The sequence below is a fragment of the Burkholderia sp. L-4 genome (assembly GCF_056856535.1).
In genome coordinates, this window is record NZ_JBXEOX010000004.1 from 134466 (window position 1) to 149635 (window position 15170).

The window sequence follows — 15170 nt, forward strand, 5'->3', positions numbered from 1 at the left end:
ATGATGCGATCATTAATCAACGATTGCGCCAATATCATAAATTCGCATAGATAATATGAGATAGACCAAAATACAATTATCAACTCACCCTATAAACATGAATGCCAAGATTGAGTTACGCAAATTCAGTGGAATCAATTCGTCATGGTCCATCCCAAAAATCGCTCCGGGCAGGAATGCATATCAAACTGCGCACCCAAGTCATCGGCGGCAGCTGGCAGCACACCCACGTTACCTGCTCCCATTTTTTAGAAAAAACCCTTTAATCCGCCTTCACTCGTCTGGGCGAGCCACTTGACCACACCTCATCCTGATGGTCAAAGTGGGCAGAAGATGCGACCCGATCAGTCATCGATGCCACGACATGCCTCTCACGCTCATCCGATGAAGTAACCGTCTCCAGTCGATAGCCAATTGAGTAATACGTCTTTAGGTAGAATCCGTGTCGCGGATCAATCTGCATCTTGCGCTTCAACCTATAAACGTGGCTGCTCAAGCTGTGCGATGTAAACTCACTACGGTCGCCCCCCCAGATCCGACCTAACAGCACTTCACGCGTAAGCAACTGATCCACGTACGTAAAAAACATGACCGCCAAGTCGAATTCGCGCGGCGTCAAGGCAATCCGGGTGTTGCCGAGCCACACCCAGCGATTTGGTACATCGATTCGATACAATCCCGCCTCGATTTTCATATTCGTGCTACGACGTGCGGGATATGCATGCCTGAGCAGTACTTCTAGCCGTGCAGCCAACTCATCTGAATCAGACGGCATCATGACCGCATCATCCGCGCCTGCTCGTAGCGCCACTGCCGTTTCCGCGCGCCTTACTTCATTCGTGACATACAAAATCGGCAAATGGGCCACTATCCGATCCCGCACCCAGTTCAACATGTCGAGTGCTGAACGATCGATCGGTTGTCCAATAACGATCAGGTGCGCCTCGATATGTTCGGGTGCACTGAGCCAAGCCTGCCCGTCGTTGACTATCGTTGCTTCATGCCCGACTGCCTTGACCGCCCGAACGATTGCCTCATTTTCTTGTGGGTCGTGATTAATAACCAGAATCATGATCGTCTCTCTCTATGTCTATTCTCAGCGTCCCCCTTCTGACACACTTGCGTCCAGATCACCTCCAGCGACGTCCCTGTATCATCCCCGCCATTCCGTAGCACCCCCCTTTCGCCTACAAGATGCGCTCGAATACGTAACCGCTCGGTTGGATTTGAAATCAACCCTTCCAGGCATGACTCGTACATGTCCCCACTGGTCGCGACACCAGAGACCAGATTGACAGACTTCAATACGGACGCGCCAATACGCGATGCCATGGTCTCACCGGCCCACGTGACTACCGCAACGCCTGCGCCTAATGCGTCATGCACATTCGAGAATGCGTTATATGGATAGGTATCCAAAGCAATATCCGCACACGACCATCTCTGACGATGGTTTATTTCGTTTAGTTGCGTCGCGAAAATCAAGCGCTCCGGCCCCACCCCCCTTATCGCCGCTTCTCTGGACAAGTTAAGGATGACGGTTTGGTCTCGAGCTAGCAGCCAAAGGACGCAGCCCGGAAATCGTCGTAATGTGGAACACCAACGATCGAACAGGTCGGGTGTGATTTTGTGAGACGGCCCAAAATACGCCAGCACACATGCAGCTGCCGGCAAACCATGATCAATTCGTCTCGCGCGCCTGTACGTGACGGGCTTCCATTGCCTGGTCCGATAGCACCCCGGCACGCGCCAGATTTTTTCCGAAAAATCAGCCTCCCGTCCCGGCGGGACGATCACGTGATCAACGATCAAACCGTCGACCAAGGCCCCGAATGGCCCTGGATAGATCGGAAGGCCCAGCACACAGCGCGCCGGGTGATGCGCCAGCACGCCCACCAGAGGATCGGTCGGGCCTTGCATAAAAACCAACACATCCAGGTCGTCCTTGCGCAACCGAGCGGCCAGTTTTTCGCATCCTACGCCTGAGACTGGAACATAGCGATTGAATGCTCCGCACAGGTTCTCCGTTCCCTGGCGAATAGCCGAGTCGGGGGCCATGTCATAAGCAATGTATTCGAACGCGCTTCTATCACGTCGCCGCCTGGCTACGCTCATTGCAAAATCGACAAGCGGCCGCTGGTCGAACTGCCGCCCGAGAAAGCCCACGCGAATAGTTTTCCTTCTCTCCCCCGGCAAGTAGGCGGCCTTTGCCGACACGTCACCCTGCCGCCGGCCGATCCACATTGAAGCATAACGATCGGCCGATAGACGCAGATCCACGGCATTGAAATACGGTGACGCAAGGAGTGTGCTTCCACAAGCCCACCCATTCGTGTGGCGTACCGTGCCCTGTATCAGCCGTTGCAAATGGTCGTACCGGCGCCAGTCGCAAACATGCATCGAGCAACGCAACTCTTGTAGCGCGGCGTCGAAATCGAACGGCTTTTTCTCTCCGATTTGAATATAGAGCTTCCGTGCCGCGTCATATTGCTTCTGCTGTACCAGACTATTCGCTTGCGCGTAATCGAACTCGATGTGACTCATCCCCGTTACCTATTTCCGATGGTACTAGTACCACTGCACGACCAAAGCAGCACTTAGCGCCACACCTATCGTGACGCCCATCAGGCGTCCCCAGACTGCGCCCCTCAAGTCGCTCGCCGCAAACAAGAATCGCTCCGGATGGCGCCATACCGTACGCAAAAGCAACAGTCGCAGACATGTCACGAGCCAACCCGCAATCAAGGCGATGATGCATCTCAAGCCAATCCCGTCATACTTCAGGATTCCAAACCGACCATCCACCATCACCACAATCATCAAGCTCAAGCCACCTACCGCGGTACTGACAATCAAGCTCGACATGAAGTGATCCACCGGGTGACGATCTAACATAGTTCCTCCCGCTTACTCAATTTTGGCTTGCCGTCGCAAACCATCCAGCAGTTCCTTCTCGTCACGTAGTCGGGATTCTTTGAGCATTTCCTGGCGGATACTTTGCTCAAGCTGCGCGAAAGGTGGCCGTTCACTCTCTCGTTTATCTTCAAGCCGAACAAAGACAAGATTCTTGTCGACCGCAACAGGCGCTGATACCTGCCCAATTGCCATTCTTGGTAGCATGCTTGCAATCGGCCATGGCATGCTGCGGGTGGCCCCCTTTTCAAGGGGCTCAGGTAAATTTGTCCATGGCCACAATCCTCCTTGAGCCGCATTCGGCGCCAGACTGTATTGGGTGGCCAACAGATCGAATGGGCGCCCTGCGCGAAGATGCCTCATTACAGCTTTCGCTTGCACTGCAGTTGCCACCGAAATAATCCTCACACGGTAGTCCGTAGGCCCCCAGTCCTTGAAGCTTTCCTCATAGCGAGCACGCACCGCTCCGTCTGTCACAACCGGAACGGGGATTTCCCGAGTCAAGTAATCGGAAATCTGCGCGTTTTCTCGTGCGATCTGGACAGTGTGCGCGGCCTCTGCACTCGGTTCGATGCCGGCCTTCTGCGCCGCTTGGCGTAATAGCTCGTGATCGATGAGCTGCGTCTTGATCGCCTCTCGAAGTGCCGGTGTATCAACTTGCTGGAAGCCCCGGACGACGTCGTCGATCTGGCCCTGCGTGATGGCTACACCATTGACTTTCACGACATCGGCCGATGCCGGAACAGCCTGGACCCGAGACCCCTGCGTCTGTTGAGCGAACGCCGAATTGGTCAGGCTTGCCAGCAAGACCGCTACCCATCCCACGTATCGCAAGCGACGCTTATCTACTGTGCAGCGAGCCCTACAAATTTCGAAACCATTCATCTTGATCTCACGCTACTTCCTAAAATTTGACCTGATGCCCTCGTTACGCCGCAGCCGGCGTTGCCATCAATTGGTCCAGCAATTCGTCGTAGGACGCAATCAACTTCGCGTTCGTCGACAAAAATCGGCCAATATTTTCACGTTGCAGACGGCGGTACGCGTCCCACTCGACATCGCATTGTTCGACCGCCCGAACAAGCTGAGTTGCGCCCGTCTCAACATCGTTTTCGGGGTAGAAATAGCCCAAATCCTGGCAAAGATGCGCGTTGTGAACCAAAGCAAACCCCTGCCAACAAACGTCAAAATAGAAGTAGTTGAGCGCCAGTCCCCACTGATGGGAAATCACGATGTCGGCGTGCTCAGACAGAAAAGCGGGTGTGTCAAAACGACCCGCAAAGCCCGCCCGGCTGTCTCGCACCAGATCCAGTGTCTGCGCCAGGCTGATGAACATCGGGCTACGTGTGGCCAAATGGTCCGAATTTGTGACGTATAAGCGATCGATCGCATTTCCGATTTTGCGATACGCGCTGTCAGCAATCAGCATCGGATACATGCAAAACTTGAACACATCCATATTCGGCTCCATGACAGCGAGCCGCTTGGGTTGGTGACGCGGGCGATACTCCCCAGCATGGGGCAGATGTGCCGAGCGCGCTTCCAGACACATCGGATCCCATACGAACGGCACCGCCCTCATCGGACGACGACGCAGTGCCCCAAAAAAATGCCAGCTGCTCTCCACGATCTGCGGGATGATCCATACCTCGTCATACCGTGGGTTGATGAACAGCGGTCCGACGTCGCCTCGATTGAACAACATCGATTCCATGTTCTGCACATACTCGGGCCCACAGCAGTAGCTCACGAGACGGGCGCCGCGGCGCTTCAAATAGTCGGTCTGGTCACCGCTGATCTGCCCACCCAATTCAATGAGCACGTCCAGCGTGTCCTTGACCGTCTCGAACGACTCGGTTGGGAACGTCGCACGATCCCACGGCAACGCACCGTCCAGGCTGACATCCGTTGTGTTCACCAATGTCACGCGATGTGCACGCGGCGAGTGCGCAAACATCTTGGCCAAATAGATTGCGTTCTGCTTGATGCCGTTTATCCACATGCTCTCGCCTGCTTCGCGCAGCCCGATCGTGATACCGATATGCAGACCGCGCTCGACACGCTTCTTGGCACGTGATCCATTCGCTTTCTTTTTGGATTGCTGAATTTCTTCCACGATTATCTCATCCCGTTATCGTAACGATGAATCGCTACCGGTTGTGTCTATTATCCCTACCGGCCCGCTACCGCAGCCGGCCACGTATAGTCGACTTGACGCCGAAATATCAGGCACGATGGGGCGGCATCCACCAGCGTCACCGTTTCCCGTCCACCTCTGGGCGGCGTATAAACCGTGACCGATCGCACCAGTTGCGTCGCCTGGTATCCCTGCAGTTCGCTATGCGCGACCTCCTTGCACGTTGTCGCCGCGCTCGATATGCGCTCCACGAGCAACGCACATCGATTGTCGCTACTGGGCACGGTCGTCAAGGACAGCAACGCCGACACCTTGTCGTACTCAAGCCCGATGACCGAAAAGAAGGCGCCCCCGTCCGGATTCGCCCGGTCCCAGTCAACCAGGATGTCGTGCTTGCGGGTCCCGCTCACGGCCCGTGAGGCGACTTGCGCGATCGCGGACCCACAACGCCGGATATTGAGCTGCTGAGCCGCTTGCGCAAGCAGATTGGTCGCTTGCGCCGGCTGGGGCGGCACCAACTGGGCGTGCGCAGCCACCGCCAGCACCACGAACGATGCGCCCACAGCGCACATCACTGCGTTCATGATCGCGCGCCTCACACATACTCCGTTCGACATGGATTGAGCTCGACCAGCGCCGCTGTATAGGCCGCTACATTTTCTGGCGACTCAGGATCCAGCTTGCTCAGCAGCGTCTTGGCCTCCCGCCGGTAGTCGTCCAGACGCAGATCGTGTTGCGCAAAGGCCCTTCTCAACGCAAGCGCACCGTCATGGCAGTCGAAGTCGTGATACCGATACCCGCACGCACCGATCAGGTCCGAGTTGTGGATGAGCGGATACCCTCCGTAGAGCGCTTCGTAATACACATAGTTTTGACCGTTCTCCCAGTGGTGCGACACAATCGCGTCAGCGTGCTCCGTCATGATCTGGTACACCGGATATCGACCTTCGAAAGTCGCAAGACCGTGTTTGACAAGGCTCAGGTTGTGGCAGTACGAGACGAATTCATGATTGGAAGTAAAATTCGACGTATTGAACACCATCAAATGTCGGATCATCGCCGGGTCCTGGCGATGCGCAACATCGGCCACCAGCATTGGAATGAAGCTCGTCTTCACCATGCATAAATTGGGCTCAAGAACTGCGAGACGCCACGCCGACTTGCCCGGCTCATATCCGAACGGCTTTTGCCCCGAGACCGATCGGATCGTGCGCTCGAGAATCGCCGGGCTCCACAGGTGTTGCATCACTTTCACATGCCCACGCTGGACAATCTCGTAGTAGCTTTTGCAGGTGCGCTCGAATGCCGGCAACGTCCAGATCACGTCATACGGCACCCCAGACGCCAGCATCCCGTGAGGTTTGCTGAACATCATGCGCTCGATGTCGATCGCATAGTCGTTGGCCACGCGCATGCCCACTATCCGTCCACCTTTGGAGCGAAATGCGCGCCCCCAGTCCGGATTCAGCTGCGCGCTCAGCTCGATCACAATGTCCAGATCCCGCATCGCCGTGTCCAGATCGATCACCGGCGCCGGCGCCAGCGAAAGAAAATCGCCCGCTTCACGGGGGTCGCCTTCGCCTCCGTTGACCAGGTAAGCCGCCTCAATTGCGGGCGAGCACTTCAGCAAATTGATCAGAAAGAAGCAGTTCTGGAAAATCCCGTTTTCCCACAGTGACTGCTGTCCTTGGCGCACAAACAGGGTGACGCCCACCTTCAGTCGTCGTTGAGTCATGCCACTCGCTCCTGAGTCCGGCTCGTCAAACGCAGCAGCAGTTGCGCGTATGCCTCGAGATTGGCCGCCGCATCCGGCGCCAGCCGCTCAATGAACCGGTGTGCCTGCTGCCGATAGGCGTCAAGATGTTCATGGTGGTGATACGCTGCCCACAACAAGCGGTCAGCGCCGGCTGACGCATCGAAGTCCGGATAAAAATAGCCCGCGTCCGTCCCCAGCCACGCTGAGTTGTGGATCAGCGGATACCCCCCATACAACGCGTCCAGGTAGACGATGTTCTGTTCGTTATTCCACTGGTGGCTCACCACAGCGTTCGCGTTCTGGCCCATATATCCGGGAAAGTCGTGGCGCCCCGGGAAGCACGATCGGCCGGCCTTGGTAATATCCAACGAGTTCGCCAGATAATTGAAGGTCGGATGCTCTGCCATGTGGCTGCTGTTCAGAACATGCATCGCCGTGATGGCATCAGGATCGGCGCGATACACCTGCTCACAAATCAACATCGGTATCGCACAGCACTTCACCACCGAAATGTTTGGCTCGAAAATCGCTACCGACAGCGGCTGGCGAATCGCCCCGTCTTCAGGCTTTCGATAGCCGAATTCAACCCCGCTGGCCTCCAGCGCCACGCGCCGTGCCTCCACAAAGTCCGGCTTCCAGATAAAAGGCGCGACATACACCGGACACCGGTGCAGTGCAGCCATCATGCTGCTCAATCCTCGATCCTTGGACAACACCCAGATCTCGTCACAACGATCCGCTCGCGCCGCATATCCCCCTCGGGCAAACACCACCGGCTCAACCAGCCCAACATACGGTTGCCCACAGCAGTGAAACACCACCTTCACCCCACGCGCGCGCACATAATCCAACCACTCCACGCTCAACCCGCCCGCCATCTCGATCACGACATCCACCAGCTCCGTCGCGTCTTTCGGCTTCATCAGCCTGAAGCGCTGCGCCACTCGCATCTCATCCGGGTAGCTATCCTGATTCCCGCAGTCCAGCAGCAACACCTCCTTGACCAACGGCAGTTGCTCCAACAACTGCGCCAGAAACAGTACGTTCTGCCCCAATCCGTTTTCCCAGACGCTTTGCCCCTCATGCGTCAATACCGATATGCCCACTCGCATTTGCTTGCCCCTTGATTTTTTAAGACCTTCTCCACCCGTGTCATCACCTTTGCTACAGGTGCGTGCGTCTTGTTCGCTATCGCTTCTCTTGTCGGTGCCCGCCTGCCGCACTGCGCAAACAAGCGGGCTCCGATGTCGGCGAGTGCCTCACGGCACTCGCCAGTCCTACCGCCTCATTACCACTGGTACGACACACCCAGACCGTAGGTCGAGCCGGCAGCCGACACGCCAACCCCACCCTTGACCTTGATGTTTTTCGCCACCCGAGCACTGAAGCCGATTGCCATGGCCTGGTAGCCTTGGTAACCCGCCGTGCTGATCCCCATCGCGAACACCGAACCCGGGTCCACATCGGGAATCATCGTCAGCGCTGTCGCACCCGCGATACCGGCATAGGCCAGTCGCGCCGTGTGGTTCACGGACGACTGCACCGAACCCAGTTGCGACACGTTCACCGCGTCCGTCGGATTGATACCCGGCGCGACGTTGGTAATGCGGCGCTCGTTGCCTGCCGAACCCACCGACACCGTATTGGCTTCCGAGGCAATCGACCCGTTACCCAACGCCACCGAGTTGGCCGCCGCCGCCGTCGCATACGCCCCCAGTGCAAGCGAGTTCGTCTGCGTGGCCGACGCACTCGCACCGAATGCGGAAGCGTTGTTACCCGAGGCCAGCGAATTCGAGCCCACGGCAGTCGTCGGATCCGCCGTTGCCTGTGCCTGATAGCCAATGGCCACCGAGCCCGCGTTGTTGGCAATCGAGCGGAAGCCCACTGCGGTCGTGTTATCGCTTTGCGCCTGGGCGTACGCACCGTAGGCCGTGGCCCCGTTGGCCGCGGTACTCGTCGTACCCGCCATCGCGCCCAGACCCGTGGCCGTCGTATCCAGACCGTTGGCAATCGTCATGCCCGCCGCGGTGACCTTCGCCGTCGACGTGTTATTGAACGTTGCCCCTTGCGTGAGCACCTGACCGTTCGCGCCTCCGCCCATCACCGCCACACCCGCGGTCGCACCCTGGTTCGATGCCGCATTCGCCTGCGCGGCGAGCGAGCCTACCGCCGTAGACAGGTTGTTCAGCCCCGTCGAGACCGCAGTCGACACCGCACCACTCATGTTCGTCGACAGCGACGCCACCGAACTGGTCACACTCACCAGGCCCGACGACAACGATGTGATTCCGTAAGAGACAACGCCAGACAGCGACGCCACGTTACTGTTGGTCGAAATCAAGCCGCTCGAGAGCGACGCGATGTTGCTTGCGTTCGTCGAGATGCTGCCCGACATGCCGCTGACCGTCGTCGACAGTGCCGTTACCGTGCTGCTTGTCGTGCTCAGTCGCGTCGACAGTGAACCGATGCTGCTCGTGTTCGTCGACACTACGCTCGACAGTGAGCCGATGCTGCTGGTGGCCGTGCTCAGCCCAGACGAGGTCGACGTCGACAGCGAGGCCACGTTGCTGTTCGTCGTGCTCAAGCCGAGCGACAACGACGCGACGCTGCTCGTATTGGTGGAAATCACGCCCGAGAGCGACGCCACATTGCTGTTCGTCGAGCTCAGGCCGCTCGACAGTGAACCAATGCCACTGCTCACCGTGCTCAGGCCAGAGGACGTCGATGCCGACAGCGAGGCAATGTTGCTCGTGTTCGTCGACACCACGCCCGAGAGCGACGCCACATTGCTGTTCGTCGTGCTCAAGCCGCTCGACAGCGAACTCACACCGCTGGTCACCGTGCTCAGGCCCGCAGACGTCGACGAGGACAGCGACGCCACGTTGCTGTTTGTCGTGCTCAGGCCACTCGACAGTGAACTTACGCCCGTCGACAGCGAGGCAATGTTGCTTGTGTTCGTCGACACCACGCCAGAGAGCGACGTCACATTGCTGTTCGTCGTGCTCAAGCCGCTCGACAGCGAGCTCACACCGCTGGTCACCGTGCTCAGGCCCGCAGACGTCGACGAGGACAGCGACGCCACGTTGCTGTTTGTCGTGCTCAGGCCACTCGACAGTGAACTTACGCCCGTCGACAGCGAGGCAATGTTGCTCGTGTTCGTCGACACCACACCCGAGAGCGACGCCACATTGCTGTTCGTCGTGCTCAAGCCGCTCGACAGCGAGCTTACGCCCGTCGACAGCGAGGCAATGTTGCTCGTGTTCGTCGACACCACGCCAGAGAGCGACGTCACATTGCTGTTCGTCGTGCTCAAGCCGCTCGACAGCGAGCTCACACCGCTGGTCACCGTGCTCAGGCCCGCAGACGTCGACGAGGACAGCGACGCCACGTTGCTGTTCGTCGTGCTCAAGCCACTCGACAGTGAACTTACGCCCGTCGACAGCGAGGCAATGTTGCTCGTATTCGTCGACACCACGCCAGAGAGCGACGTCACATTGCTGTTCGTCGTGCTCAAGCCGCTCGACAGCGAGCTCACACCGCTGGTCACCGTGCTCAGGCCCGCAGACGTCGACGAGGACAGCGACGCCACGTTGCTGTTGGTCGTGCTCAAGCCGGTCGACAGTGAACTTACACCCGTCGACAGCGACGCGATATTGCTTGCGTTCGTCGATACCGATCCGGACAAGGAAGCAATCCCACTCGAGGTCGACACCGACAGCGACGACAGGTTGCTGTTCGTCGTGCTCAGGCTACCCGACACCGCGCTCGACAGCGTGCTCAGACCCGACGACAGGCTCGACGAGAACGTCGACGACAGCGAGTTCAAGCCACTCGAGGTCGACACTGACAACGACGACAGGTTGCTGTTCGTCACGCTCAGGCTCGACGTCACCGCGCTCGACAACGTGCTCAGACCCGACGACAGGCTCGACGAGAACGTCGACGACAGCGAGTTCAGGCCACTCGAGGTCGACACCGACAGCGACGACAGATTGCTGTTCGTCACGCTCAGGCTCGACGTCACCGCGCTCGACAACGTGCTCAGACCCGACGACAGGCTCGACGAGAACGTCGACGACAGCGAGTTCAGGCCGCTCGAGGTCGACACCGACAGCGACGACAGGTTGCTGTTCGTCACGCTCAGGCTCGACGTCACCGCGCTCGACAGCGTGCTCAGACCCGACGACAGGCTCGACGAGAACGTCGACGACAGCGAGTTCAGGCCACTCGAGGTCGACACTGACAACGACGACAGATTGCTGTTCGTCACGCTCAGGCTCGACGTCACCGCGCTCGACAACGTGCTCAGACCCGACGACAGGCTCGACGAGAACGTCGACGACAGCGAGTTCAGGCCGCTCGAGGTCGACACCGACAGCGACGACAGGTTGCTGTTCGTCACGCTCAGGCTCGACGTCACTGCGCTCGACAATGTGCTCAGACCCGACGACAGGCTCGACGAGAACGTCGACGACAGCGAGTTCAGGCCGCTCGAGGTCGACACCGACAGCGACGACAGATTGCTGTTCGTCACGCTCAGGCTCGACGTCACCGCGCTCGACAGCGTGCTCAGACCCGACGACAGGCTCGACGAGAACGTCGACGACAGCGAGTTCAAGCCGCTCGAGGTCGACACCGACAGCGACGACAGGTTGCTGTTCGTCGTGCTCAGGCTACCCGACACCGCGCTCGACAACGTGCTCAGACCCGACGACAGGCTCGACGAGAACGTCGACGACAGCGAGTTCAGGCCGCTCGAGGTCGACACCGACAGCGACGACAGGTTGCTGTTCGTCGTGCTCAAACCGCTCGACAGCGTCGATGTGGCCGTCGAAACCGACGACGACAGTGTGCTCAGCCCAGAACCGAGATTGGCAATGTTGCTTGCGTTCGTCGATACGCTGCTCGACAGATTCGCAATATTGCTGCTTGCAGACGACAGCGCGCTCACCGTCGTCGACATCGACGTCAACGAACTATTCGTCGAACTCAACCCGCTCGAGAGCGAACTCACACCGCTATTAGTCGTACTCAGGCCTTGCGACAGCGAACCAATGCCGCTATTAGCCGTGCTCAAGCCCACCGACAACGAGCTCACACCCGTCGACAGCGAACCGATATTGCTATTGGCCGTGCTCAAGCCGTTCGAGGTCGAGTTCGACAGCGAGGCCACGTTGCTGTTCGTTGTGCTCAGGCCGACCGACAGCGAGCTCACGCCCGTCGACAGCGAACCGATATTGCTGTTGGCCGTGCTCAGACCGTTCGAGGTCGAGTTCGACAGCGACGCCACGTTGCTGTTCGTCGTGCTCAGGCCAACCGACAGCGAGCTCACGCCCGTCGACAGCGAACCGATATTGCTGTTGGCCGTGCTCAGGCCGCTCGAGGTCGACACCGACAACGACGTGACATTACTGTTCGTCGTGCTCAGGCCGACCGACAGCGAGCTCACACCCGTCGACAGCGAACCAATGTTGCTGTTGGCCGTGCTCAGACCGTTCGAGGTCGACGTCGACAACGACGTAACATTACTGTTCGTCGTGCTCAGGCCACTCGACAGCGAGCCCACCCCAGAAGACAGGTTCGCAATATTGCTTGCATTCGTCGACACACTGCTCGACAAGTTTGTAATATTGCTGCTCGCCGTAGACAGCGCACTGACCGTAGTCGACAGCGAAGTCAGCGAGCTGTTTGTGGTGCTCAACCCACCCGAAAGCGAGCCGACACCACTGTTGACCGTGCTCAAGCCCGACGAGAGCGAACCGATATTGCTATTGGCCGTGCTCAGACCGCTCGAGGTCGATACCGACAGTGATGTGACATTGCTGTTCGTCGTACTCAGACCCACCGACAGCGAACCAATGTTGCTATTGGCCGTGCTCAAGCCGCTCGAGGTCGACACCGACAGCGATGTGACGCTGCTCGTCGTCGCGCTCAGGCCGCTCGAGAGCGAACTTGCACCCGACGACAACGACGCGATGCTGCTCGTGTTCGTCGACACCGCGCCCGACAGCGAGCTGATCCCGCTATTGGCCGTGCTCAAGCCAGACGACGTTGACGACGAAAGCGACGCAACGTTGCTGCTGGTCGCGCTCAAGCTGCTCGACAACCCGGAAACCGAGGTTGAAACAGACGACGACAGCGTGCTCAGTCCTGAAGTCAGGTTGGCAATGTTGCTCGCATTCGTCGAAATGCTTGATGACAGACCAGTAATGTTGCTGTTCGCCGTCGAAATACCAGCAACGACCGAGGACAGCGACGACACGGCACTATTCGAAGTACTAACTGATGTTGACAAATTATTAACATTTGTCGACAATGAACCGATGTTGCTCGTGGCGGTCGAAACCGACAACGACAGCGCGCTTGCCCCCGACGACAGCGAAGCAACATTGCTATTGGTTGTTGACAGGCCGATTGACAGAGAACTGGTGCCAGTCGACAGCGAAGCAATATGGCTGTTTGCTGTTGACAGGCCTGAGGATGTCGAACTCGACAGTGAGGCAACGCTGCTGTTTGCCGTGCTAATGCCGGAAGACGTTGAGTTCGAAAGAGACGCTACGTTACTGTTTGCGGTACTCAGCCCCGATGATGTTGACGTCGACAGCGATGTGACGCTACTGGTTGCCGTGCTTAAACCACTCGACAACGACGTAATATTACTGAATGCCGTTGAAATACTCGTAGATGCTGACGTCGATACTGCATACAACTGTGAACCATTAATCGCATCTGTACTCGAAGAACTTACGGCACCTGGGGCGACACCACTCAAACTAAAACCGCCCGTCACCGGTGTCATTGATAACACTTTACCAGCAGCAGTGAAGTGATAGCCAGACGACCCCACATACATTACCGTGCCATTGTCATTTCCTATAGTGACTAATCCAGTAGTCACTGCATCATATGGATCACTGCAAGGGATGCTAGGATAAGAACCACCCTGAGCATATATATAACTAGAGGTCGTCGTGTTGGTAACACAAGCACCAAGTGCATATGCATCGGGCATCGATATTACCATTCCGATCGCCAATATAGCTACACCAGTACTCTTTTCAACAATCGATTTCTTTTTACCTTTTGCATTCGTTTTTTCAGAGGCAACAACCCAGCATCCCTGGGATTCGCTCCATACTGTTCTATATATCTTGTTCATCTTTCGTTCTCTTATCTCTGCTGCTTTACACTCGCAGTCGCTACCGACATCTCTTCCAACTCAGTCAGCAACTGCTCGACAGGTGACGACCCACTCCCCGCAGGCCAGTCCCGATACCCTTTCGCGTGCGGGTACCACCCACACTCTTCGTCCTCCTTTCCCCAGTGCCACTCGGCGTGCTTACCCAACAGCACTCGCGTCTCGCAACCGAGTGCCCCCGATACATTCACCTCCGGCGAGTCCACCCCCACCACCACATCCATCTCCTGCATCAACGCCGCTACACTGCTCATATCCAGCAGCTCACGCCCGAGCCGATCCGCCCCATCCGAGAACCCACCCGACCCTTCTCGCCCCGTGTTCAACTCGAACACCCGGATCGCTCTCGGCATGCCGCACAATTGCGCTCGCACCACACTGAGTCCCGACAGGCCACTCTCCAGGCGCGTGTCTCGATTGCCTCGGGGATCCACCAGTCCCACACGCAGCCCAGCTTGCTCGCCCCGAAGAAGCGAGCGCACCTTGCCGACGTCATCCACGCTCGGCCTCAGATACGCACCGCGCTTGGGCAGCGGTAAATACCCTGGCAAGTCCGACTGCCTCGTCTTCATCCATTGCCGACCGGCCGAGCCGATCGGCAGATCGTGCAGCCGCCCGCCGTACAACTCCCACGTCACCACCGTCGCCTCCCGGAAGCTGCTTTGAAACAGCCGCACCAGCGTCGAGTGGCAACTCACTACAACGCGCATTCCAGCCGCCCTGGCACGCACCAATAGTTCCGGGAAGAACGCCGCGAACAGGATCTGCTCACTAAGGCGCGACTCGCACACGATCTCCAGCACGCTGCCTGGCCGATAGCGACCATCCCAAAGCATCTCTTTTGCGCTCAACGACATCGGCGCCACAAAGGGCTCCGCGCCTCGGCCGCGACGGTAATGCACCCACCCCTGCTCAAAGCGCCCGTTCAGCAGCAAGTGCTGCGCATAGTCCCGATGGACCTGCGGCATGGAGTCTTCCGACAGCGCCTGACGGAAGTGCCGCTCCGCTTCTTCCGTCCGATTCAGCCGGCTGCAACACACCGCCATTCGGTACACCACCAACGGATTGATATCCGCTTGAACTGCACGCACCGCCTCGAAGTAGCGCAATGCACTGATCCACCGCCCTCTGCGGAACATCGACTCACCAAGTTGCCGAAGCGCGCT

General features: G+C 58.1%; 10 protein-coding genes and 2 pseudogenes. All 12 read right to left on the reverse strand.

The genetic code is table 11. From position 1 onward, the window contains the following. Positions 1-262: 262 nt before the first annotated feature. Positions 263-1072, reverse strand: a complete 810-nt coding sequence (locus tag AC1VVG_RS35715) for a response regulator transcription factor (RefSeq protein ID WP_482837694.1) — start codon at positions 1070-1072, stop codon at positions 263-265. Then, positions 1069-2544, reverse strand: coding sequence for an O-linked N-acetylglucosamine transferase family protein (locus AC1VVG_RS35720; RefSeq protein WP_482837695.1), 1476 nt, complete (start codon positions 2542-2544; stop codon positions 1069-1071). The genes AC1VVG_RS35715 and AC1VVG_RS35720 overlap by 4 nt, the downstream gene beginning before the upstream one ends. Before the next feature lie 24 nt (positions 2545-2568). Then, on the reverse strand, positions 2569-2865 hold the full coding sequence (locus tag AC1VVG_RS35725; RefSeq protein ID WP_482837696.1) for a hypothetical protein: 297 nt from the start codon (positions 2863-2865) through the stop codon (positions 2569-2571). 42 nt (positions 2866-2907) lie between these two features. Then, a complete protein-coding gene (locus AC1VVG_RS35730) occupies positions 2908-3720 on the reverse strand; it encodes a peptidylprolyl isomerase (RefSeq protein ID WP_482837697.1) in 813 nt (270 codons plus the stop codon). A 121-nt stretch (positions 3721-3841) separates the two neighbouring features. Further along, positions 3842-5020, reverse strand: a complete 1179-nt coding sequence (locus tag AC1VVG_RS35735) for a DUF2827 domain-containing protein (protein ID WP_482837719.1) — start codon at positions 5018-5020, stop codon at positions 3842-3844. 65 nt (positions 5021-5085) lie between these two features. Further along, entirely contained in the window at positions 5086-5634 is a 549-nt protein-coding gene (locus AC1VVG_RS35740; protein WP_482837698.1) for a hypothetical protein, read from the reverse strand. An 11-nt stretch (positions 5635-5645) separates the two neighbouring features. Beyond that, positions 5646-6785: a DUF2827 domain-containing protein gene (locus AC1VVG_RS35745; protein WP_482837699.1), complete on the reverse strand. Its 1140-nt coding sequence runs from the start codon at positions 6783-6785 to the stop codon at positions 5646-5648. Then, a complete protein-coding gene (locus AC1VVG_RS35750) occupies positions 6782-7918 on the reverse strand; it encodes a DUF2827 family protein (RefSeq protein WP_482837700.1) in 1137 nt (378 codons plus the stop codon). Before AC1VVG_RS35750 ends, AC1VVG_RS35745 begins: the two co-directional genes overlap by 4 nt. Positions 7919-8094: 176 nt before the next feature. Beyond that, complete coding sequence (locus tag AC1VVG_RS35755) at positions 8095-8907, reverse strand: YadA family autotransporter adhesin (protein ID WP_482837720.1); 813 nt, start codon at positions 8905-8907, stop codon at positions 8095-8097. Between the two features lie 63 nt (positions 8908-8970). Continuing rightward, positions 8971-13548 (reverse strand): annotated as a pseudogene (locus AC1VVG_RS35760) (beta strand repeat-containing protein); the annotation flags it as partial. 303 nt (positions 13549-13851) lie between these two features. Then, positions 13852-13965: pseudogene (locus AC1VVG_RS35765) on the reverse strand (ESPR domain-containing protein); the annotation flags it as partial. Positions 13966-13976: 11 nt separating this feature from the next. Next, positions 13977-15113, reverse strand: coding sequence for a tetratricopeptide repeat protein (locus AC1VVG_RS35770; RefSeq protein ID WP_482837701.1), 1137 nt, complete (start codon positions 15111-15113; stop codon positions 13977-13979). Positions 15114-15170: the final 57 nt, after the last annotated feature.